This is a genomic window from Oceanisphaera sp. (assembly GCF_048268965.1).
GTDB lineage: Bacteria > Pseudomonadota > Gammaproteobacteria > Enterobacterales > Aeromonadaceae > Oceanimonas.
Genome location: NZ_JBLWUK010000007.1, coordinates 29,545 through 50,061, shown reverse-complemented (window position 1 = coordinate 50,061; position 20,517 = coordinate 29,545). Strand labels below are relative to the sequence as shown.

Genomic DNA, 20,517 nt, shown 5'->3' with positions numbered 1-20,517 from the left:
GCCGTTACTTAATTCGCAACCTTCATGGCTTTATCGCCATGGTCGCTCACTATATGGGTGCCCGCACGGCCAGCCAATAATGCCAAGGCATCGGATAAACGACCGATAGCACTGAAACCACCTGATTCGGCAAAACTGCACGCCGCACTGATTTTAGGCCCCATAGAGCCGGCCGGCAGGTTTAACTGATGGCTTTCAGCCACGGTCAGGGTACTGAGTGGTTTTGCATTTGGGGTGCCAAAGCCGTGGTATACCGCTTCCACATCCGTTAGCAGTAATAACGCATCGGCGCCGAGTTGCTTGGCCAGAAATGCGCTGGAGAGATCTTTATCAATCACCGCTTCAATGCCATGCAAGCAGTTATTGGCGTCTCTTATCACAGGAATGCCACCACCACCGTTACAGATCACCACCACATTTTGCTCAACCAGCAACTTGATCACCTGTAAATCAGGGATATCCAGCGGTTTGGGTGAGGCCACCACGCGGCGCCATCGGTCACCGTCTTGCGCAATTTGCCAGCCGTCTTTTGCCGCACGGGCCTGTGCTTCTTGCTGACTGTATACCGGGCCGATAAATTTGGTGGGAGTGTTAAATGCAGGATCGTCGCGATCAACCAGTACCTGCGTAAGCAAGGTGGCAATGGGGCAGCTGCTCTGCAGCGCATTTTCCAGCTCTTGTTCAACCAGATAACCGATCATGCCCGCCGTTTGTGCACCCAGCACATCCAACGGATAGCTTTCATCTGGATTGTAAGCTGCTGCCTGCAGCGCCAATAGACCAACCTGAGGACCATTACCATGGGTAATCACCAGCTGATGGCCTGCGTTAACAATTTCAGCCAAGGCGCTCGCGGCTACTTTGACATTTTCGCGCTGCACTTGTGCTGTTAGCGGCTCACCGCGCTGTTGTAAGGCATTGCCGCCTAATGCTGCTACAACTAACATAATTAATATCTTAATATTGCGCACAACACCGCTGGGGTGCTGTGTAAACGATTGTTCGCCTGAGAAAATACCACCGAAATGCGGCTCCCAAACACCTCTAAACTCATGACCATCGCAGCCACATATAACCCACGATGGCTGGCTATCCTTACCAGGTTCGTTTTCGCGTTATCAACCTGTCTTCATGATGACCGCCGCGTATTCTACGCATTTAACACATTAAAAACAGCAAAATCCTTGATGATGGCAAACGTCAACAGAGAGCAGGCGGAGCGTGAGCGGCTTCGGGAGGAGGCGCTGCCGTGGCGGCATTTTTCGCGGCACACGGCATGTTATAGCCTGGCGCCAGTTACAGGGGCCGTTATGCTAATATAGGCCTCGGTCAGTCAGGCTGACATTTATTATTGATATCGGGAGTTGGGCGTGTCGAGGGAATTTAGCGAGTTTATTATTGGTGAAGGTGCCGAGTTTAATTCGGATCTTAATGTGCCTTTTGTGCCTACCGATGAAGTGATAGTGGAAAGCATGCTCGACTTGGCCCGCGTGACGGCGCAAGACGTGCTTTATGACCTGGGTTCCGGCGATGGCCGTATTGTGGTGGCGGCCGCCATGGGACGAGAAGCTCGGGCCGTGGGGGTAGACATGGACCCGCCGCGCCTGGAAGAAGCCCGTGAGTTTGCCGCCTCCATGGGCATGGATCACCTGGTTGAATTTATCGAGGACGATTTTTTTACGGTGGACATAAGCCGTGCCACTGTCGTCACCCTGTATTTGCTGCAAAGCATTAACCTGTTGTTACGGCCGCGGCTGCTAACGGAATTGAAGCCGGGCACCCGGGTGGTTTCCCATTCGTTTGATATGGGCGACTGGCTGCCGGATGATCGCTGTTATGCCGCCGGTGCGCATATTTACCAGTGGGTAGTGCCGGCAAACGTGGCCGGGGTATGGCAATGGCAAGCCGGTGACCAGCAACACTTTAGTGTGGCGCTGACCCAAAAGTTTCAGCAATTGAACGCCCAGGCCTGGCTTAACGAGGAACCGATAGCGGTGGAAGCCGCCAGCTTGCGTGGTAACCGTTTAACGCTGACCCTGCAAGGAGAAGACGCAGACACGACGCGCACCTTTAACTGGCGATTAAAAGAGGGGCAATTGCAGCCCAGAGCAAACGAGACGGGCTTTACCCGAGCTACCCGATTGTAGTGCTCGCGGGTAGTTGAATGGAGGTGAGCAGGCTGGCTGCCTTACACTGCAGGCCACCTATCTCGCCCGTTGATGGGCGTCTGTTGTTTTTGCTCGGCCCAGTGTGACCAGGGCGACGCCGAGGCCAATGAGCAGGGCACCTACAAACAGCCCCGGGGGCGGGGCTTCGCCTTGCAGGAAGACCGCCACCGGCACTGCGACCAGGGCACCCACGGCGCCCAGCAGGCTCAGCATGACAGGGCCGCCGGTTTTCTGCAGTATGAACAGCAACAGAAACTGCCCCGAAAACACCAGAGACTGGGCACCAATCAACCACAATGCCACAGGTTGCCCACCGGGAACCGCCAGGGAAAAACCGGGAATCAGGCCTGCGGTCAGCAGCATGATGGCCGCGGCAAGCAACATACCCGGCGCCAGCGCATCGGCAGACACACCAGTAGGCCAGCGCAGGGTGCGATAGAGATTGCCAATGGCCAGCAGCACGGGCCCCGCCAGCGCCAGTAATACCCAAAACACATCGGCATCGGGGGCTGCCAGCTTGTTGGTGGCCAGAACGCCTGCTCCCAGCAGGGCTGCGGCGACACCTGCCGCTCGGGTCATTCTGAATCGTTCCAGCCCCAGTGCCAGCGCCCCTATATAAGTGAACAGCGGCGGCAGCGAGATGATCAGGGCAACAAAGCCGGCGCCCACATGAGGCACAGCGGAAAAGAAAATCAGGTTGGATCCCGCCACGCCGACCAGTGCCGACACCAGATAATATTCCAGGGTGCGGCGAGTCATGGGCGGCCACTTTCGGCGCAGCCCCGCCAGACTCAGCAACATCACGGTGGCGCCACTAATCGACCAGTATAAAAAAGCCAGTGGCGATAATTGCACTTCGCCGGCGAGTTTGGCCAAATTGGTAGACAACCCCAGTAGCGCGCCACCCAGTAATAAACACCCCAGCGCAACTAATCCCGTTTTATGACTGTCCGCAGACTTGGTGGTGTTGGTCATTTTCACTCATCAAGATGGCCGTAGTAGTAGACCAGCTTAACATGCCTTTGAGCAGCGGGTCAGGGTGTCCCGGCCAGTAACACATCGGCAAACACCAGGCCATCGCGGCGTACGTGCTCGCCCACCTGGATAGACAGCGGCTTGTTAAATAAGGGACTGTCAAACACGAAGCTATGAAACTCGCCGTTTTCTCCGCACGGATCCGTGTCTGCAGGCAAGGCGGCCAACAGCTCGGGGGTGAGCTCCCGGCCGGCAAAGTGGGGCGGTACCTTGTCGGGATCCAAACAGGTGATGACGGTGCGCAGGCCCGCCTCAAACATGGCATGGGGCAGGGCGTGAGTGTCTGTACCCCAGATAGGGAATATCGCCGCCATGCCTACGCTTTCAAGCTGGGTTTCCCGATAGTGGCGCACATCTTCCAGTAGCAGGTCGCCGAAGGCCATACCGGTGACGCCGCGGGCCTTGGCGCTGTTAACAAATTCCCCCATGAGCTGGTTATACCGCTCGTTGCTACAGGGGGTGGGCAAGCTGATGATGTCCAGTGGCAAGCCGATGGCTGCCGCCTGCGCACGCAACAGTTCGGTGCGCACCCCATGCATGGCCACCCGATCAAACTCTTCACTGATGGTGGTAAACAACCCCACCACCTCAAATTCCGGGTCTTGCAGTAACTGCTGTAACGCCCAGGCACTGTCTTTGCCGCTACTCCAGGACATCAGTATTTTTTTGCTCATCAGCCAGCTCGTTATCTTTTTGGGTTACCTTTAAATATCACCACAAAGGCAGTTACTATGAACATTAAGCTAATTGGCATCGATTTGGCAAAGCGTGTCTCGTATGAGAGTGGCTCAAGATAGAAAAGGTGATCTTGGTCACGAAACCTTCAGTGGCATTAAGGGATTGCTGACACTCGGAAGGATATTGTGTATCTATGTTTCTTTACATTATGTTTATCTTTAGATCGGGAGGTTAACATAAGGTGTGGTGATGCCGCGCAGAGTTTTTACAGTGGAAGCAAGCAGAAAGAACGATGCGAAATGTCTGTCTTGGAAGAGAGTGTAAAGTTTAATTTTAAACTGCTTAAATATTATAGCGTGTTTTTTGAACGAAAATGTTAAAGGGAATGCACAGTTTGAGAGGGAGTGGTTAAGATAATGAATATTAAAGCCAGTTCAAAACGAGAGCAGTTCTCTGCTATTTTTAAAAACATCAACGAAGCCAAACGTTGGATGCACAAGGTCAACGGGCCACATGATCTTACTGTTCGAAACCCCAAGGATTTATACTTTAGGCATAGTGGTATTACTATTGGCAATGTAACCCTTGGCCATGTTGAATACGCTACAGATGTTGTTGTCAATATAGATGATCTGGAACAAAGTTATATAATAAACCTTCCTTTGCTCGGTGAGCAGCACATGGAATACAAGCGCGAAAGCTTTGTATCGACCCCCTCAGTCGGTGCCATTATATCCCCCAACCAACCATTTTCGATGAGCATGAGTGAAAACTGCCGTAAAAAAATGGTCAGGTTTCCGCGGCTGGTGGTAGAGGAAAAACTCTCCAGGTTGCTAGGACGAAGAATATCATGCCCAATAGCTTTTGATACACAAGTCTCTTTAGATGGTCCTATGCAACAATGGTGGAAAATGGTTCAGAATATACAGGATATTTTAGAGCCTGAAAATTCATTGTGTGATCTTCCAGAGGTGTGGGGAAACCTGGAAAATACACTGATCACTAGCCTCCTTTATACTCAGCACCATAATTTTTCCAATGAACTGCTTGATCGCAGAGAAGGCCGACCCTCTTATTTAACCAGACTGGAGTCACGCTTAACCGAGTTCGTTGAGCAGCCACTGAGCCTTGCAGATCTGGAGCGGATGAGTGGGGTATCACGTGAGCGACTCTATAGAGACTTTCAAACTTACCATGGCGAGACCCCCATCGCATTCTTTAGAAATATGCGATTTGAAAATGTACGCACCAGGCTCATGCAAGCAAGGCCATCCGAGAGTGTTTCGAGCATTGCAATGGACTGTGGGTTCCAACAGATGGGGCATTTTTCAAAAGAATATAAAACCCGTTTTAGTGAATTACCGTCGGAGACGCTAAGGCTGCACCGTACTTCATAGCAATGTACAGATGGCCTGTGAGCGGCTCGTTTCCTCCAGCTCATGACAGCTAGTGCCTGGATAATAGCTCTTTCGCATTGGGAGGCATGCTCGGAGCGCAAGATGCTCAGCAACGTCAGAGGTGTCAGGCCACCCTTGATGAATGATGATAGTAATCAAGCTGTCAGGCTTATCGGGATCTTGAGCATCCAGTCGTGAGTGTCACTCCAAAATGACGTAGCCGGGTTGATAATGTCAAAATGATCTAACCCGGGAATCTCCCAAAACCTGATATTTTTACTTACAGCGCGGGCTTCCGTAAAAAAGTCTCGAGAGTGTGTAACCGGAACCCTATCGTCATTATCACCATGAATAATGAGTGCTGGAACGCCGATAGGAAGCTGGCTCATTGGAGAGGCTTCCGCATAGTCATCCTCTATCTCACTTGGAGGGTGGACCATGAACTCACTGACTGCGTCATCACCCAGCCTTTCGTGATAGGCTCTTGTCAAGTCGGTGACTGGAGCCAAGGCAATAACAGCATCCAGCTGATGATGGGCAAGTAGTACAAGCTGTCCTCCGACTGAGTGGCCAATGCCAATTATTGGTTTTTCGTCACAAGCTGCTTTTAGAAGAGAGTGAGCTTTATGCACTCCCTCTTTAACATCTTCAATAGTTATCGGCCAGCCCCCACCATTTCCCAACCTACGGTATTCCAGGTTAGCCACCACCCAACCTTGGGCAACCAGGTTGGAGGCCAGATCATGCATTAACTCAAGGTTAAACTTGGCACGCCAATAACCGCCATGAATCAACACCACACCACCTTGAATATTTTTCACATTATCTGGGTAGTATAATTCAAAAAATTGCTGGTCTGACTTTCCATATTTTTCAATATTAATCGAATTACAGGACATCGATATTCTTCCTTAACTTATTAGCAAGTACTAAGGTATATAGTAAAAGCCAGCTGCAAACCAAGTTGCAGCTGGATATGCCAATCTAACTTATAACCCAGCTTATAAGTAAAAATAAGATAGAAAAGGCAGTGATATAAAAATAAATTTATAAGTTGGTTTAATTATATAAAAGATTTACTTGTAACCGGGTGCACTGCCTTCTTTGGCAAAAAAGATATCACGCTTTGCAGACACGCGAACAACTTCTTCTGGGTCAGTAAGGTTATGTAACTCATCAAATAGTGTCGACAAGTCGCCGGCAGGACTTACCCACATCAGGGCTCTACCTGGCTTGTCCGAGTCAATACGATATCCATGTAATGAACCTTTTGGCCATTTAACACTGTCACCTTTTCTGGCTATAGTCCATTCACCATCTACGTAAAGTGAGTATTCGCCTTCCAGGATATAGACATGCTCATCTTGGCTGCCATGTCGGTGTGGTGGCACGAATGTCCCAGGTGGATCATAGGTTATCCATGAAAAAGAGGTGTCAAAGTCATTCCCCATAACTGGCCAGTAGGTGTGCCCCAATATGCTCCAGCTTTTTTTATCTTCTGCATTATTTTCATTAAGCAGCTGTTCATCATTTAATTCTGCAGTCTGTTCGATAGTATTTGAAAACGTCATATCAACCTCACTTTAAGTCACACATAATAGATATACAACAATTTAAAGTATTAATTTTTGTATTGATTAATCAGCTCTTTTTGCCTCTTATGCAAGGCATAAGCTGGTAGTCCTTTGCTCTCTACACTTTTAAGCATTGCTTCATTAACAGGGTGTAAAGCCTCATTCCACTTTTCTCGTTCTTCTGGAGATAGTGAAATAACTGTTAATTGATGCTCTTCTTTTGACCAGTTCATCACTGAAGCAATGTGATTGTCAAGATAGTTTCCAGCGAAATAAGCCATTTCACTACCCAGCTCATCTATGGCCACTTTTATATTGTCAGGAAGAGATTCCCACTTATCTTTATTCATGACAGCGATCATTACAGCGTTAATCAATGGATAGTCTACAACGTATTTCAGCGTCCTGGCCAATTGTAAATCTTTTAAAACTTCTCTGGATGAAACATTGCCATCTACTATGCCAGTTTGTATTGCTTCAGCAGTGTCAGCGTGACTGAGAATAACAGGTACACCTCCTAAGGCACGAACCGCATCCGCCGCATTACTAGGAACTCGTACTTCTAAACCTTGCATATCTTTTAAATTAATAATGGGTGTATTTGTTTGAAGGTATGCCGGCTCGGATGCAAAAGCAGTGATAACCTTAAAATTATCTAGCCCCACATGCTCAGGAAACTCCTTAATTAATCTATATAAAACCTGACTAGCGATCCTTCCATTCTTATCCATTCCAGTAAGACTACCAGTAAGGCTTAATAACGGAAAGCGTTGTGGATCATATGATACAACTGACAACCCTATATCAGCAACACCACTTTCTACACCGTCAAACATATTTGAAGCAGACAGAAGCGTCCCACCAGGAAAAGTATTTACTTTCACCCCTGTTCTTTTATTAAGCTCATCAGCCCACTTTTCCATTTGGATGGCCGGGAAAGTTTGTGCCGGAGCAAAAAAGGCGTAATTTAATCTTACAGGTTCAGCCCATAGAAATGCACTGTAAAATCCCCCAGACAAAAAAAGAAAACAGCTTAAAGGAAATCTGAATAAACGTCTCAAGTAAATGTTTTTCACAATATCACCTTCATTGAAAGTTAAGGCTGATTATTTTAATGTAAACTAAAATCCAAAAGATCTTGGTAGAGAGTGTTGACTTCAATTTTTCAATTTAACTACAAGAACATAATGACGATGTCAGGTAGCATGATTAAAATTGATATACATAGCAAGTACGGAATGACAAAATAACCAACCCCTTTGAATACATCTCTGAAGCTCAAGTCTGGATCCAGGTTCTTTACAATAAACGCATTTATTCCAACAGGAGGAGTGATGGCTCCAAGACTGGTGACAATACACACGAGAATACCGAACCAGACTGGGTCATAGCCTAACGCTATCGCTACTGGGAAAAATATAGGTAGAGAGATGATTAAAAAACCCATTGCATCCATCAATGCCCCACCAATTATATATATCACCAATATCAATGCGATAATCATCACTCCCGGTAATGGCAAGGATGCTGCCCATTCTCCTACCAGGTAAGGCAATCTGGTAAGAGTTAGAAAGCGACCAAAAATGACAGCGCCAGTAATCAGCATCAATATCATTGCGGTTGATCTTAGTGAGCTAGATAGTGACTCTTTTAACATTAACCACGATAATTTTCCTCGTACTGTAACAATAATCAAGGCACCGGCACATCCAACGGCAGCTGCTTCTGTTGAGGTAAACCAACCAGCAAAGAGTCCACCTAGAAAAAACAGGAATAGGGAAATGATTTCTACCAAGTCCTTAAGTGACTGAAATCTTGTTTTCCAGGAAGAGCGCTCACCCACAGGAGCCATTGCCGGGTTTACTTTACAGAGCAGTGCAATGGTAGCTATAAACAAAGTTACTAATATAAGCCCGGGAACAACACTTGCAATAAACAGGTCTCGAACTGCAATTTCTGTTTGTAATGCAATGACAATCAGTACGGTACTGGGTGGGATGATTATCCCTAAAGTTCCACCGGTTGCCACACAACCCGAACTCAAGGATTTATGATAGCTAAACCTCTTCATCTCAGGTAAGGCGATTCTTCCAACCGTTGCGGCGGTTGCCGTATTGGAACCACTCACGGCACCAAATCCCGCACAGCTTAAAATGCTGGTTGTAGCAATTGATCCTCTATAGTGACCGATCCAGGAATAAGAAGCTGAAAATAATTTTTCAGTGACCCCCGAGCGAAAAAGCAACTCACCCATAAATATAAAAAGGGGAATGACACTCAAGGAGTAAGAAGAAAGTTGTTCCCAAATTCCCGAGCTAACAACGTTAGATGCTGCCGTTAAACTGGTTAAATACCAAACCCCAAAAAAACCTACAGCAAACATAGAAAAGCTAACGGAAACCTTTAATAGAATCAACAAAAAGAGAATGGCTATGCCCATCAAGGCAACTATAGTTAGGCTCATATAGATACAACCCTCTTTAAGTTATTCACGAAGTCCATAAAAAGCACCAGGCAAAACGATGTAAAGCCCAATGCCAAGAAGTAAATTAAAGGGTAAACTGGCACTTTCAGTCCTTGTGATATAGTACCTCTATTCATTGCAATATAACCATACTCCCAAATTTTGAAAGAGATGATAGAAAACAATAGTAAACATCCACAGCACACTATAAGTTCGATGCCATAGCGAACCCTACCTGGAAGATTGTTAACTAAAATATCAAGTTCAATATGAGACTTGGTGATTTGTGAGTAGGCTAAAGAAAATGAAACGGTGATCATCGTCAACCAACCTACGAGCTCTGTTGTAGCACTGAAAGGCGATGCTACCTGCCTGAGTATTACATTTCCTACTACGATAAAAACAATCAGCATGAGTGCAAGACCTGCACCACCAAGTAAAAATCGGCCTATAACAACATTGATTCTATTCATATCCATATCCATGTGACCTTGTCCATAAAATAAAATCCTTTTATTTGTTTGTGATTGTATAGCTAGAGAATAAGTACCAGACTGATTTTTATATAGTAAGCCTCACGTTAATTGGTGTAAGTGTTATACATGCTAGGCCGACAAATTTTGGTTGATCGTGTTAAGAGCTTGCTCTTTATTTTTGAAAATCAAAAAGTTAACACTCTCATCCGAAAGGGAGTGCTTTTTAATAAAATTCACCACACTATCCTTCATGTTGCAAAAATATAATTCACCTCCAATCTCACTCCTGCGGCGAGCCTCCTGCTGTAGCATATTGAGTCCTGCAACATCCAGAAAGTTAATGCTCTGGCCAACAATCAGAACGCGAGGCTCCTGAATGCCTTGAAGGTAGTCCTGAACATGATTTACCGCCCCAAAAAACAAGGACCCTTCTACCTTTATTACTCGGAGCTGTGTATCTTCGGGGCGGATATTATCTTCCTGGTCAGTAGAACTCTTTTGAGTCAAGTGTTTACTGGGTAGTAGGTTGACAATGTTTGGTTTTGAAGTTTTCTTTAGATAAAAAATTAATGACAGTGCCACACCGGTATAAATTGCAAATTCTAATGCTATAAATAAGGTAGATGTGAACGTCACCAGTAGCACTATAGCTTCGGACTTTTCAGTCTTTAACAGTGATTTGATATGATCAAAGTTGATCAAATTCCACGATACCAATAACAGTATGCCCGCCATGGAAGGGATTGGGATATAGGCGGTTAAATCAGAAAACAACAACAAGATTAGTAGTAGCGCAACCCCTGAAAACACGGCTGCGAGGGGAGTCTTAGCACCTGATGTATAGTTAATACCTGTGCGGGTGAAAGAACCAGACGAAGCATAACAAGAGAAAAAAGCGCCAGCTACATTGGATAGTCCCTGACCGACAAACTCTTTATTACCATCCAGTCTCTGATGGGACTGGACTGCTACTGCTCGAGCAATCGACACTGCCTCAACCAGCCCCAGAACAGCAATAGCCAGCGCCCCGGAGACTAATGCATTCATGTCATTCAGCGAGACGGAAGGAAGACTGAAGACGGGTAAGGCAGAGGAGATACTGCCCACCAGGGCAATGTGCTGAGCATTTGGATCCAATAACAAAGCCAGCAAGCTGGAGAGAACCAGAGCTATCAGCATGTTGGGCCAGCTCGGCATCAGTTTCTTGATGCTCAGGCAGCACAACAACGTGAACAAACCAGTTATAAAGCTGAAGAGGTTGATTTCGCCGAGGTGGGCCAGTACGACCATCCAGGTACCAATAACAGACCCATCTGTGGCTATATTGAGCCCAAGCAGATTCTGTAGCTGACCGGAGGCGATGACCATTGCCGCTCCTGAGGTAAAACCGATAACCACAGAATGCGAGACAAAATTGACGACTCCTCCCAGTCGGACAGCCGCCAGGATAAGCTGAAATAGCCCGGCCAGTAGCGTCAGGCTCAAGGCCAATTGAATATAGAGGGTCGATCCCGGCTCAGCCAGAGGACTGAGTGTTGTATAGACAACAAGCGACAAGGCTGCAGTGGGCCCTGAAATGAGGTGCCAGGAAGAGCCAAACAAGGCAGCAATAATGGCGGGGACTATCGCTGCGTAAAGTCCATACTCGGGTGGCAAACCGGCAATCATGGCATAAGCCACTCCCTGTGGGAGCACGACTATGGCATTAGTAAATCCAGCAAGGGCATCACCTTTCAGTACAGATCCATTAACATGGTGAATCCAGCTAAAAAACGGAAGAAGGTGTCGCTTACTATGATTAATAAAGGTGTTTTCCATATGGCTTCTTAATGATTCAGATAGAGTAATAGGGCTTTTATAAAAAACAGCCGCAGCCTATCTAGACCAAGTTGAACTCTCATCAGGTTAAGTGGGTGGCTCTACTTTTTTGGTTACGCATAACACATGCTAAAAGCTGATATTTATTTTTTATGAAGTATCATGTTCAGCTATTAACCTGGTGTTGGCCGGCTCTGCTGTAAATAAGGGAAGCATGCCTTATTAATGAACCAGGTTAATAGCAAGCTGATTTGATTTAAAAAACCAAATCCTCCTCGACAACCTTGGAGGCACTTTCTCTTATGACTTCAAAGCAGTCATTATCCTCTGCGGCATGTACTTCACCAGAGAAGTCCAGGCTGGCAACACGAATCATCTTGTCTGTATCAGCGATATCAGGAACATTAGGTACTATATGATGTAATACCAATTTTTTGACACCAGCTTTTTCTGCAACCTTACCAACGTCTTCGTAGGAGGTATGAGACTCTTTTAAATGTACTGCAATCCCTTCTCGAGTATCTCCCTCTGGGAATGTCTCCAGAATGGCATCAAGATCAATTACTTCATGCAATAGGATGTCTGCATCTTTAGCAAGACGAATACAGTTTTCAGAGTATGCGGTATCACCGGAAACAACCACTGATCCATAACGAGAGTCGATACGATACCCAAATGCTGGATAACAAAGTCTATGATCCACCAGGATTGTAGAAACAATCACATGTTCATCCCTGTATATTTCAAAGGGTTCCATCTTAGGGTGTCTTGCTGTGACTGGATCAGCCTTTGCTTCATCCGGAATCACAATGTCATGCGCTTTTATCCATTCCCTGGGATCCGAGCGTCCCTCATCAGCAATGCGGATGGCAATGTCTGAAGCAAATACATTTTTAATCAGACCTTCAACCATTTCTGCTGTGCCAATCATTGCATGATCTTTCGTGCGACAGGCAACCTCTGCATAATGTTGCTCATTTAGAGCTGGGACACGAGGTGGCTTGCCCGGGCCATACACTTCAATCGGTCTAGAAAAGGATTCACCAGGAACCTGCCATCCAGTAAATAAATATGATCCTAAATCATAAATGTGATCTGAATGATGATGTGTAATAAAAATAGAACGTAAATCACTCCAGCTAGAATGCGAGCGGTAATTTCTAATACTCCCCATTCCACAATCTATAATATAGGTAGCATCATCAACACAAATAGCTGTAGAAATGCCAGCGCGACTACTCGAAACAATCGGCCCGCCCCCGGTACCAAGGGTGTAAACTTTCATTCCTTTTTTTATTTTGTTGCTCATAGAATATCCTTGAATTTACGAGTTTTGAATCAACGTCGTTTGAATTTACCATTTGTTAAAAACAAAGATATTCACTTATTCGTACATTTATATACAAATATTTAACAATCGCCTGCTTTTCTAGGGTTATTCTGGAAGGTGGCTGTGTTACCTCTGGCGCTCCGGCCCAACACTTGAGCAGGTGTTTAATGTGTTTGGCTATGTATGAGTTAACTGTGTTTACCCGCGTATCAGCCTTAGTGTAGGCTCTTTCATGGTTAAAATAACTCTAATAAAAACAGTGTGTTATCGAAGCTGGTACACTGAACTGGTACATAGCCAATGTGTTCGGTATGACGAGGGATAAGCAGGCATGATGAGAAGAGACGTGGGGACGTGAGTGGAGACGGGGTAATGAGATGGGATCGGTAGAGTGGTGGCATCGTTCAGCAAGTAACAGATAGCAAACAGTCAGCCGCTGGGGCTGACTGTTTGCTGTGCTTATTGAGTAATGAGTTGCAGGTTAGAAGTTATAACCCATACCGACTACATAGTCCCAGCGACCGTTGTCGTAGTTCTTGGTGGCACTGTCACTGCTATCAAACAAGAAGCTGTATTCGGCACGAGCCTGAATAAAGGTAGTAGGTAGCACGTAGTACTTCATACCCAGCTCTACACCTGCGGTACCGGTCTCTTTTACGCCGTCGCCGTAGATTGCACCTAAAGTGGCACCCACGAAAGGACGAACCTGGTTGGCACCAAAGTGGTAGTCAATAAAGCCCTTGGTACTACCTTGCCATGCGTCGTCACCGTTATCTACAGCAGCCCAGCTTACGCTCTGGCGTACACCGGCTACGGTTCTGTCGGATAAATACCAACCCAGGTCAGCGGCGATACCAAAACCACCGTTGTCAAAGTTCTTATCGCTGCTACCTGCACCACCAATAGAAAACTCTCGATCGCCCATTTTAGGGCCGTAACCTTGACCGTGCATGCCTTGAGCCTGTGCTAAGGCAGGGATCATGATGGCGCTGGCACAGAGTGCAATTGAAATTTTCTTGAACGTTTTCATGAAAAACTCCTCGTGTCGACGTGTCGACTAAACAGATTCACATAGTAAGTTTTTGGTGCACTACATATCGAATAAGCCAAGTGCCATGATTGATGAGAGAACATGCATCTGAATACTGCTCCCCATGCAAATCACTATCTAGGTGTAGCGACCGGACTGTGAAAAGTCAAATAGGTTCACAAGATAATTCACTGGCTTAACAGCTTGATAGCTTTAACTTTATTCTTGAACTGCGCGCCCTGATAGCAAAAAAATATTGACCGGCAGCCATGTTCCGCTCGGGCCGATACCGCTATCATGGCGTCCTGCCTGAGCTGCAGAGCATTTTAAAAAGCATGTTGAATGGCTAGCAAGCAGCCGTATTTAAAAACGTAATCTTTAGGTGACCATGAAACTAGGCCTTTAAAGCGAGGAGGGATGTGACTGCAGTATATCGTTCTCAACGACGCAATTTGACGCTAGAACCCCCAGCAAGAGTCAAGGTTGGTTGAAGGCAAACTCAGTGCTGATGGTGTCTTGTTACTGGAAATATCCAGTATTGGTGGTGATTTTGCCCTGTCGTTATCCGACCTGTCTTATCACTATCGAGTGACGTTAGTTATATAATGCCGAGGTGCGGCAACCGTAGCTGAGGCAGGAGGCACTTTCATTCATTGATATTGAAGGCTCTGTTGTTATCGATAACCCATGTTACCAATAAGGTTTTTTGATGAAGTTTTTAAAATATGCAGTACTGGCGTTATGTGTTGGCTTGCTGTCGGCCATGCGATCATGGCTTTGAAGGAGAGTATAAAGCCAGGGCCGGATCGGGGAATGAGTTGCTTAATGTGTTCTCCGAGCTGATAGGAAGCCACCATATCATTATCGGTCGCGATTATATTGAATCTGAGGGAGAGCGCACCCGGTTTGAAGAAATATTGGTACGCCAGTCAGACAATGGACAACGCTATTTGGTATTTAAAAATGGTGGCGAAGAGCAAGCCTGGAAAATTATCGATGACAACACCCTGCAACAGGGAAATGATTTTATGAATATTAGGCTGCAAAAAATAAACTAACGTGTGAGCGTTTGCGTTGTGCGCCAGGCCCCGCCAATAAAAGGGGCTTGGTGCTTTCAATAGCATGGCGCTTTAACCTGGCGAAGATTTTGCCAAGGGTGATGAACATAAAAATAATGAAGATAAATGTCATGCATAAACGACCGGAGATGCTGCTGTCGTTAATTATCTGGGCCCTTGGCGGTGCCGTCAGCTTGCTGTGTCCACGGCGCGATTAACCTGCCTCGGTTGCACACTAACCGCTATAGTATAAGTGGCTATTAAGTGAAGAATCTTCTCCGTAAAACAAGGATGTGCAGATGGCGACTTCGAGTTTTACCCTATTGTGGGAACAGTTTCAGGAAAGCCTGCAAGATACCAGTAATGCCCTGGGCATGAGCGAATTGAACTGGCAGGAATTTGCAGTCATGGTCGTGGGCCAGCTGCTGGTATCGGTGATGATACTGTTGTTGTTCGGGATCTTGTACTGGTTGCTGGCCAGCCTGCTTAAACTGCTGCTGGGGCGATCCCGTTACGGTGAGAGGCCGTTTATTGCCGCCAGAATGGTGTTGCGCTATTTACTGGGTTTGGCGGTGGTCATTGCGATTCTGGCGCAATATAACGCCACCGACGGCGTGCTGAAAGGTGCGGCCCGGGCGGGGCTGATGGCGCTGGCTTTTTACGTGCTGTGGGTACTGCTGTCGCGTGGCTTAACTTCGAACCTGTCTCGCCACCATATTGATTCTTCGCTAGAGCAGTTGTGCAAGAATACGCTGTCGGTGGCGCTGGTTGCCATGGGTACCATTACGGTACTGGCCCAGTTCGGGTTCGATGTGCTGTCGATTGTGGCCGGTTTGGGGATAGTGGGTATTGCGGTGGGCTTTGCGGCCCAGTCTACCCTGGCCAACTTTATTGCCGGTATTACCTTGTTGATAGAGCGGCCGTTTCGCATTGGCGACTGGGTAAAAATCCATGGCGAAGAGGGCAGGGTGGTGCGCATTGCCTTTCGCACCACCAGGCTACGTACCCGAGACAACGTCTTCACCATGATCCCCAACGAACGAGTGGCCACCTCGGATATCGTCAACTTCAGTGTGGAAGGACCGACCCGCATTCGTATTCCCCTGGGCATTGCCTATAAAGAGTCGGTGGCACACGCCCGCGAGGTGATCATGCCCCTGTTGTCGGCACATCCCATGGTGATCACCAATGAACAAATGCAGCCACGGATACAGCTGCGCGAGCTGGCGGATTCGTCGTTAAACCTGAGTGCCCAGGTGTGGGTGAACTCCAAGGATGTGGAAGTAAAAGGTCGCATTTCCTGCGAGTTGCTGGAAAGCATCAAGCAGGGGCTGGATGAAGCGGGCATCGAAATGCCGTTTCCGCATTTGCAGCTGTTTATTGATGAAGCCAAAGGGCTGGAGCCCTGGCTGAACCCGGAATTCAGGCAAAGCACGGCCGGCAAGAATAGCGATATCGAGCACTGATGTGCTGGCGCTGTGTGTCATAAAACGCCAGAGTTTACCGCCTGGCCTGCACATATTGCTGCAGGCGAGCTTGTTGCTCTCTGGTCAGTACCAGCCCCAGTTTGGTACGGCGCCAGAGAATATCGTCGGCGCTATAGGCCCACTCCTGATCCATTAAGTAATCCACTTCCTTTTGATACAGCTCCTTGCCAAAGTGCTCGCCCAACTCGCTTGCTTCCTTGCAGCCGAGCAAAAAAACCTGACAGAGCTGACCGTAGCTGCGTGCGAAGCGTTGCAGCGTCGCGTGACTCAACCAGGGGTAGTGCTGGCGTAACTCGGCAATGAGGGCGGGTTGTGAGCTAAAATCACCGCCGGGCAGAATGGCGGTCTTGGTCCAGGGGCCGCTGGCCTGCGAGAAGAACGGGCTGATGGCATCAACGGCGGCTTCGGCCAGCAGCCGGTAGGTGGTGAGCTTGCCACCGAACACCGAGAGCAGAGGGGCCTCTCCCCGGGGCGCATCCAGGGTGAAGGTGTAGTCCCGCGAGGCTGTTTGTGCGTCGTCTGCCGCTTCGTTGTCCGCTTTTTTGTCGTCGAGCAGGGGGCGCACCCCGGCATAGCTCCACACCACATCACAGGCGCTGACTTGCTGTTTAAAATGATCGTTCACCACCTGGCATAGGTAATCAACCTCTGCGCTGTCTATTGCTGCTTGGGCCGGATCGCCCTGATAGTCCACATCCGTGGTGCCAATCAGTGAAAACTGCTGCTCATAGGGAATCACAAAGACGATGCGATTATCGGTATGTTGCAAAATATAGGCATGAGGCTCATCGTGCAGCCGTGGCACTACAATATGACTGCCTTTTACCAGGCGCAGTTGTCTGGGGGCGGGCTGGGCGAGCACCTCGTCAAACATCGAGCTGGCCCAGGGGCCGGCGGCATTGACCAGTACTTTGCAGCGATAAGATTCTTGTTGGGCGGCGTGACCGCCGGCCTCGGTGTTTTCCAGCGTGACCTGCCAGCTTCCGTCTTGACGCCGGGCCTGGATACAGCGAGTACGGGGCTTGATCTCGGCACCATACTGGCGTGCCGCCATGGCGCACAGTACCACCAGACGGGCATCATCTACCCAGCCGTCGGAATATTCAAAACCAATTTTAATGCTGTTTTTTAATGGGCTGGTGGCATTAAAGCAGAGGCTGCGCGAGCGGGGTAACTGTTCGCGTTTGGCCAGGTGATCGTACAGATACAAGCCGATACGGATCATCCAAGCCGGCCGTAAATGCGGTTGATGGGGCAGACGAAAGCGCAGGGGCCACATAATGTGGGGGGCGCTGGCCAATAATACTTCTCGTTCGGCGAGGGATTTTTTCACCAGACCAAATTCATAATACTCCAGATAGCGCAAGCCGCCGTGGATCAATTTGCTGCTGTTGGACGAGGTGGCCGAGGCCAGATCATGCATTTCGCACAGCGCCACCTTCAGGCCGCGGCCGGCGGCATCCATGGCGATACCCACACCATTTACGCCGCCACCAATGACCAGTACATCTACCTCTGTATAGTCTGCAGGCATAAAGTTTCCTTATTAAGCGGTTACGGCCTTTACATAAGGTTAGCAAACCCGGAGCCGGGCTATTCTATCCAGTGCCGTGAACGGGCTACCGCCTTTTGCCAACCTTGATACAGGGTGTCCCGTTGCGATTCGCTCATGGTGGGCGCAAAGCGTGTATCCTGCCTCAGAGTCTGTGCCAGCTGCTCGGTATCTTGCCATACCCCCACCGCCAGCCCGGCCAGAAACGCCGCGCCCAGAGCGGTGGTTTCCAGTATCTGAGGGCGAATGACGTCGGTATGGCTGATATCGGCCTGGAACTGCATTAATACCGGGTTGGCCACGGCGCCGCCGTCCACTTTCAGCTCTGTCAGCGTCAGGCCGGCGTCTTGTTGCATGGCGTCCAGCACATCGCGACTCTGATAGGCGATGGCCTCCAGGGCGGCGCGAATAATATGATTACGATTGGCGCCCCGGCTCAGGCCCATCAAGGTGCCACGGGCGTAGGGATCCCAATAGGGTGCCCCCAGGCCAACGAAGGCCGGCACCAGGTAAACGCCGTTGGTATCTGCAACCTTGCTGGCAAAATACTCGGTATCGTCAGCCGAACGGATCAAGCCCAGTTCGTCACGCAGCCATTGAATAATGGCGCCGCCCATGAAGACCGAGCCTTCCAGCGCGTAGTTGACCTCGCCTTTGGCTCCGATGGCCAGGGTGGTTAACAGGCCATGCCGGGAGCGAACCGGTTTTTCCCCTGTGTTCAGCAACAAAAAACAGCCGGTGCCGTAGGTATTCTTGGCCATGCCTTTATGTACGCATAGCTGGCCAAACAGGGCCGCCTGTTGATCGCCGGCCAGGCCGGCAATGGGGATTTTTCCACCCAGGCTGCCTCCCAGCCGGGCATGACCGTATACCTCACAGGAGGGTCTGACCTCGGGCAAGAGTGCCGCGGGAATATCCAGGGCTGCCAGCAGGGTGGTGTCCCACTGCAGCGTCTTGATATTAAACAGCATGGTACGAGCGGCATTGGTGTAGTCGGTAATGTGCACCTGGCCTTCGGTCAGCTTCCAGACCAGCCAGGTGTCTATGGTGCCAAACAGCAGTTCGCCTTGCTCTGCCTGCTCGCGCGCGCCTTCGACGTTGTCCAGTAACCATTTTATTTTGGTGGCGGAAAAATAGGCATCAATGACCAGTCCGGTATTGTCTTGCACATAGTCACTCAGGCCGTCGGCCTTTAATTGCTCGCAGAGGTCGGCGGTGCGTCGGCATTGCCAGACAATGGCGTTATGAATCGGGCGACCGGTGTGCTTGTTCCAGATAACGGTGGTTTCGCGCTGATTGGTAATGCCAATGGCGGAAACTTGCTCTGGGCTGATGCCGGTTTGGGCCAGTACCTCGGTCAGGGTGGCGCGCTGGCTGGCCCAGATTTCCATGGCGTCGTGCTCGACCCAGCCAGACTGAGGATAAATCTGGGCAAACTCGCGTTGTGCGCTGCCCTCTATCTGCGCCTGATCGTTAAAGATAATGGCGCGCGACGAAGTGGTGCCTTGATCCAGTGCGATCACATAGCGTTTTGCTGATGACATAGTAGGTTCCTTTATGGCTTAACCCAACCTTGGCATTGTTCGGGTAATACAGGACGATAGGGCTTGCCAGGGGCCTTGCTGCTGAGGGCGCCGCTTTTATCCCTGATCCAGCTGGTCAGTTCGCTGCCACACCCGGTACCGGGTGCCACTTTGGGCTGTGGCTCGCAGTGTTTGTCACCCGCTGGACAATGCAGGCGCACATGAAAATGGCTTGAATGACCAAACCAGGGGCGCAATCGATTCAGCCAGGGTGCCTGACCATAAGTATTGCACATGGCCTGTTTGATTAATGGGTGCACAAAAATGCGGCTGACTCTTGGATCCTGCGCGGCCAGGGCAATCAGCTGGCGCTGCCGATCGGTAAACTGCGGGCTGAGAATATACAGCGAGTGATTCACCATATCGACCGCCGAAATGTTTTCTAACCTGCGAGGGTGGGGGGGCTTTGGAGGTGAGCGCAGCCAGATATCGGCATCCAGTCCGGTTTGGTGGCTACGATGGCCAGAAGCAAAGGGGCCGCCCCGTTCCCTGGCAATATCGGCCACCAGCATGGGCGGCAACTGCGCCTGCTCGACTTTTTTGCCCAGGGTTTGCAGGTAGTCGATGAGCGCCGGCTGCCCATAAAAGCGCTCTCGGCTGCCCCGGATCACATAAAAGCCGGGGCCCTTGGCAGGCAATGCCCTGGCATCAAACTGACACCCCGCAGCATAGCCACCTACCGCCTGCGCCCAGCCCAGACTCGGTATTGCGCCAGCCAGTAAAACCAGCCATAACGGGCTAAACCATTTACTCATCTTTGCTCTCCTTGCGCTGAAAAAGCAGCCAATCTTTCATGCTGCTTTTATCACACCATCCCAGCCACCTCCTTTAGGCACCGCGTCTTCTGTGAACAACACTGACAGATAA

General features: G+C 49.1%; 18 protein-coding genes. 4 read left to right on the top strand and 14 right to left on the bottom strand.

Going from position 1 to position 20,517, the window contains the following annotated elements:
• Positions 1-8: 8 nt before the first annotated feature.
• Complete coding sequence (gene arcC / locus ACN0VL_RS05415; RefSeq protein WP_417615265.1) at positions 9-947, bottom strand: carbamate kinase; 939 nt, start codon at positions 945-947, stop codon at positions 9-11.
• Positions 948-1,370: 423 nt separating this feature from the next.
• On the opposite strand from arcC, the gene ACN0VL_RS05410 reads away from it, so the two are divergent.
• A complete protein-coding gene (locus ACN0VL_RS05410) occupies positions 1,371-2,147 on the top strand; it encodes a methyltransferase domain-containing protein (protein WP_417615263.1) in 777 nt (258 codons plus the stop codon).
• A gap of 57 nt (positions 2,148-2,204) precedes the next feature.
• Here ACN0VL_RS05410 and ACN0VL_RS05405 read toward each other — a convergent pair whose 3' ends face one another.
• On the bottom strand, positions 2,205-3,143 hold the full coding sequence (locus ACN0VL_RS05405; RefSeq protein WP_417615261.1) for a DMT family transporter: 939 nt from the start codon (positions 3,141-3,143) through the stop codon (positions 2,205-2,207).
• Between the two features lie 59 nt (positions 3,144-3,202).
• Positions 3,203-3,880, bottom strand: coding sequence for an ATP-binding protein (locus ACN0VL_RS05400; RefSeq protein WP_417615368.1), 678 nt, complete (start codon positions 3,878-3,880; stop codon positions 3,203-3,205).
• 417 nt (positions 3,881-4,297) lie between these two features.
• Here ACN0VL_RS05400 and ACN0VL_RS05395 point away from each other — a divergent pair, with 417 nt between their 5' ends.
• Positions 4,298-5,278 carry an AraC family transcriptional regulator gene (locus ACN0VL_RS05395; protein ID WP_417615259.1) on the top strand — a complete coding sequence of 327 codons (981 nt, stop codon included), beginning with the start codon at positions 4,298-4,300 and terminating at the stop codon, positions 5,276-5,278.
• Positions 5,279-5,433: 155 nt separating this feature from the next.
• Here ACN0VL_RS05395 and ACN0VL_RS05390 read toward each other — a convergent pair whose 3' ends face one another.
• The 8 genes from ACN0VL_RS05390 to ACN0VL_RS05355 all read right to left on the bottom strand — a co-directional run bounded on the left by ACN0VL_RS05390 (position 5,434) and on the right by ACN0VL_RS05355 (position 13,970).
• Positions 5,434-6,177 (bottom strand): alpha/beta hydrolase family protein, encoded by a 744-nt coding sequence (locus ACN0VL_RS05390; protein ID WP_417615257.1) that lies wholly within the window; start codon positions 6,175-6,177, stop codon positions 5,434-5,436.
• A 177-nt stretch (positions 6,178-6,354) separates the two neighbouring features.
• Positions 6,355-6,849: a cupin domain-containing protein gene (locus ACN0VL_RS05385; protein ID WP_417615255.1), complete on the bottom strand. Its 495-nt coding sequence runs from the start codon at positions 6,847-6,849 to the stop codon at positions 6,355-6,357.
• A 50-nt stretch (positions 6,850-6,899) separates the two neighbouring features.
• Positions 6,900-7,928 carry a TRAP transporter substrate-binding protein gene (locus ACN0VL_RS05380; protein ID WP_417615253.1) on the bottom strand — a complete coding sequence of 343 codons (1,029 nt, stop codon included), beginning with the start codon at positions 7,926-7,928 and terminating at the stop codon, positions 6,900-6,902.
• 98 nt (positions 7,929-8,026) lie between these two features.
• Complete coding sequence (locus ACN0VL_RS05375; protein ID WP_417615251.1) at positions 8,027-9,316, bottom strand: TRAP transporter large permease; 1,290 nt, start codon at positions 9,314-9,316, stop codon at positions 8,027-8,029.
• Positions 9,313-9,789 carry a TRAP transporter small permease gene (locus tag ACN0VL_RS05370; protein WP_417615249.1) on the bottom strand — a complete coding sequence of 159 codons (477 nt, stop codon included), beginning with the start codon at positions 9,787-9,789 and terminating at the stop codon, positions 9,313-9,315. Before ACN0VL_RS05370 ends, ACN0VL_RS05375 begins: the two co-directional genes overlap by 4 nt.
• Positions 9,790-9,921: 132 nt before the next feature.
• Positions 9,922-11,610, bottom strand: a complete 1,689-nt coding sequence (locus ACN0VL_RS05365; RefSeq protein ID WP_417615247.1) for a SulP family inorganic anion transporter — start codon at positions 11,608-11,610, stop codon at positions 9,922-9,924.
• Positions 11,611-11,866: 256 nt separating this feature from the next.
• The gene (locus ACN0VL_RS05360) at positions 11,867-12,919 is read right to left on the bottom strand and encodes an MBL fold metallo-hydrolase (protein WP_417615245.1); all 1,053 of its coding nucleotides are present in this window, start codon (positions 12,917-12,919) and stop codon (positions 11,867-11,869) included.
• 502 nt (positions 12,920-13,421) lie between these two features.
• A complete protein-coding gene (locus tag ACN0VL_RS05355) occupies positions 13,422-13,970 on the bottom strand; it encodes a hypothetical protein (RefSeq protein WP_417615243.1) in 549 nt (182 codons plus the stop codon).
• A 725-nt stretch (positions 13,971-14,695) separates the two neighbouring features.
• On the opposite strand from ACN0VL_RS05355, the gene ACN0VL_RS05350 reads away from it, so the two are divergent.
• Both ACN0VL_RS05350 and ACN0VL_RS05345 read left to right on the top strand, forming a co-directional pair.
• On the top strand, positions 14,696-15,028 hold the full coding sequence (locus tag ACN0VL_RS05350; protein ID WP_417615241.1) for a hypothetical protein: 333 nt from the start codon (positions 14,696-14,698) through the stop codon (positions 15,026-15,028).
• Positions 15,029-15,327: 299 nt separating this feature from the next.
• Positions 15,328-16,494 carry a mechanosensitive ion channel family protein gene (locus ACN0VL_RS05345; RefSeq protein WP_417615239.1) on the top strand — a complete coding sequence of 389 codons (1,167 nt, stop codon included), beginning with the start codon at positions 15,328-15,330 and terminating at the stop codon, positions 16,492-16,494.
• Between the two features lie 34 nt (positions 16,495-16,528).
• On the opposite strand, the gene glpD is transcribed toward ACN0VL_RS05345, so the two are convergent.
• The 3 genes from glpD to mepA are packed head-to-tail and all read right to left on the bottom strand — an operon-like array spanning position 16,529 to position 20,405.
• On the bottom strand, positions 16,529-18,049 hold the full coding sequence (gene glpD, locus ACN0VL_RS05340; RefSeq protein ID WP_417615237.1) for a glycerol-3-phosphate dehydrogenase: 1,521 nt from the start codon (positions 18,047-18,049) through the stop codon (positions 16,529-16,531).
• A 59-nt stretch (positions 18,050-18,108) separates the two neighbouring features.
• On the bottom strand, positions 18,109-19,611 hold the full coding sequence (glpK, locus tag ACN0VL_RS05335; protein WP_417615235.1) for a glycerol kinase GlpK: 1,503 nt from the start codon (positions 19,609-19,611) through the stop codon (positions 18,109-18,111).
• Between the two features lie 11 nt (positions 19,612-19,622).
• Complete coding sequence (mepA, locus tag ACN0VL_RS05330) at positions 19,623-20,405, bottom strand: penicillin-insensitive murein endopeptidase (RefSeq protein ID WP_417615233.1); 783 nt, start codon at positions 20,403-20,405, stop codon at positions 19,623-19,625.
• Positions 20,406-20,517 lie beyond the last annotated feature (112 nt).